Annotated in this window: 2 protein-coding genes; both read right to left on the reverse strand. The window is 57.5% G+C overall.

Annotation, left to right across the window (positions count from 1 at the left end):
- Positions 1 to 540: aspartate/glutamate racemase family protein (locus WCA53_RS05145; RefSeq protein WP_423906385.1), on the reverse strand; the 540-nt coding region annotated here is incomplete at its 3' end.
- A gap of 142 nt (positions 541 to 682) precedes the next feature.
- On the reverse strand, positions 683 to 1893 hold a 1211-nt coding region (locus WCA53_RS05150), incomplete at its 5' end, for an NCS1 family nucleobase:cation symporter-1 (protein ID WP_423906388.1).

A 1893-nucleotide genomic window follows, 5' to 3' on the forward strand; every position in this document is an offset into this window, starting at 1 on the left:
GCCTAGTACGATCGATTCCGAATCGTCTTCTTCAAGCGCCCTGCGGCATTCATCGATGATGATCGAGCGTGCTTTCGAACCCGGAATATCGAGGTCCAGGACCGCTACGTCGGTGGCGCGCACGTTCTTGCAGAACCGCTTCATACCGTAGCGCTCGGCCAGGTGCCAAGCCATCGAACAGGTACGCTTGAGTGTTGTTACAACCGAAAAGCTCGGTGCTATCACGCTTGCCGCATGCATCGCGGCTTCCGCTATGCCTATGACAGGACCTCTTGCCAGTTCCCTGGCGGCGTAGAGCGCAGGGTCGCCAAAGCAGGCAATCACGTAACCATCCATCCCTTGTTGCTCGCCCTTTTCGATTTCATGCAGCAGCGCCAGCGACGCAATGGCCTCGTCGTAGTAGCCCTCGATCGATGGCGGCCCCATCGACGCACTCACCGAGAATATTTCCGTTCCCTTAGACGCTACTTCTTGCGCGCATCGGTCCATCGCGGACGTCATGCGAGCGGTCGTGTTCGGGTTGATCAGCTTGATTCGCATTTCCTTGCCTCTACTTTCTTGCAGCAGCATTTACTTTGGATCACTTAGTGATTGAGTGATTTTTCGTGCGGCCTGGTCTAGGGGTGTTGCCTCTGCTCGTCCCGTCCGCACAGTGCGCGGCGGACGGATTCCTCATTTCGAGTCACGCGAAGTTTGATTTCGACGCTTTGTCCGCGATCATTCTGTAGAAGATTGCGCCCAGGCCCGCGCCAATGAACCACGAGAAATTAGCCACCCCCTGCAACGACGGTGTCATCACGCACGCTATCGCTATCACCGCCGCTGGCAAAAGGGCCGCCACTGCACGCCAGTTCACGCCGCCCGAATACCAGTACCGGCCATTCTCCGACATTGTGTACAACTCATCCACCTTCAACGCACCGCGTTTCATCAGGTAGAAGTCCACAATCAACACGCCATACAACGGCCCGATGAAGCTGCCCAATACATCGAGCGTGTAATGGATCACCGCCGGATTGTTGAACAGATTCCACGGCGTAATGAAAATCGACGCGACCGCCGCCAACATGCCACCCATCCGCCAGCTAATCAGGCGCGGCGCTACGTTCGAAAAATCAAACGCCGGCGATACGAAATTGGCCACGATGTTGATGCCAATCGTCGCAATCGTGAAGGTCAGCGCACCCAGGATCACTGCCGTCGGCTGATCGATGCGGCCCACCGTTTCCACCGGGTCCGTAATCAATTGGCCGAAGACCGGCAAGGTCGCGGCCGTCGTGACCACCGTCACCAGCGAGAACGCGAGGAAGTTAACCGGCAAGCCCCAGAAGTTGCCACGCTTCACGCTTTTAAAGCTCTTTCCGTAGCGCGAGAAGTCGCCAAAATTCAGCATCGGACCCGAGAAATACGACACCACCAAGGAGATCGCCGTGATCATGACCGGCACCACCTCCATGCCGTGATACTTCACCCCACCCAGGTTCAAGCCGACGTTGCGCCAGCCCGCACGCCACACCATGTACCCCGCCAGGAGGAACATCACCACGTACACGGCCGGACCCGCGAAGTCGATGAACTTCTTGATCATTTCCATGCCGCGCCAAAACACGACCGCTTGTAGCACCCACAACAGCATGAAGCCGGCCCACCCCAAGGCAGACAAACCCACAAAGCCATATTGATGCACATCGGCATACGGCATCCATTGCGGCATGAATTTCAACAGCACGATCACCAGTGCGCTCGATGCCAAGAAGGTTTGGATTCCATACCATGCCACTGCGATCAACCCGCGAATTACAGCGGGAATGTTCGCACCCAACACGCCGAAGGTCGCGCGGCACGCCACCGGGTACGGCACGCCCGCCTGCTGGCTGGGTCTCGCAATCAAGT

This window comes from Caballeronia sp. (genome assembly GCF_049581465.1).
Lineage (GTDB): Bacteria > Pseudomonadota > Gammaproteobacteria > Burkholderiales > Burkholderiaceae > Caballeronia.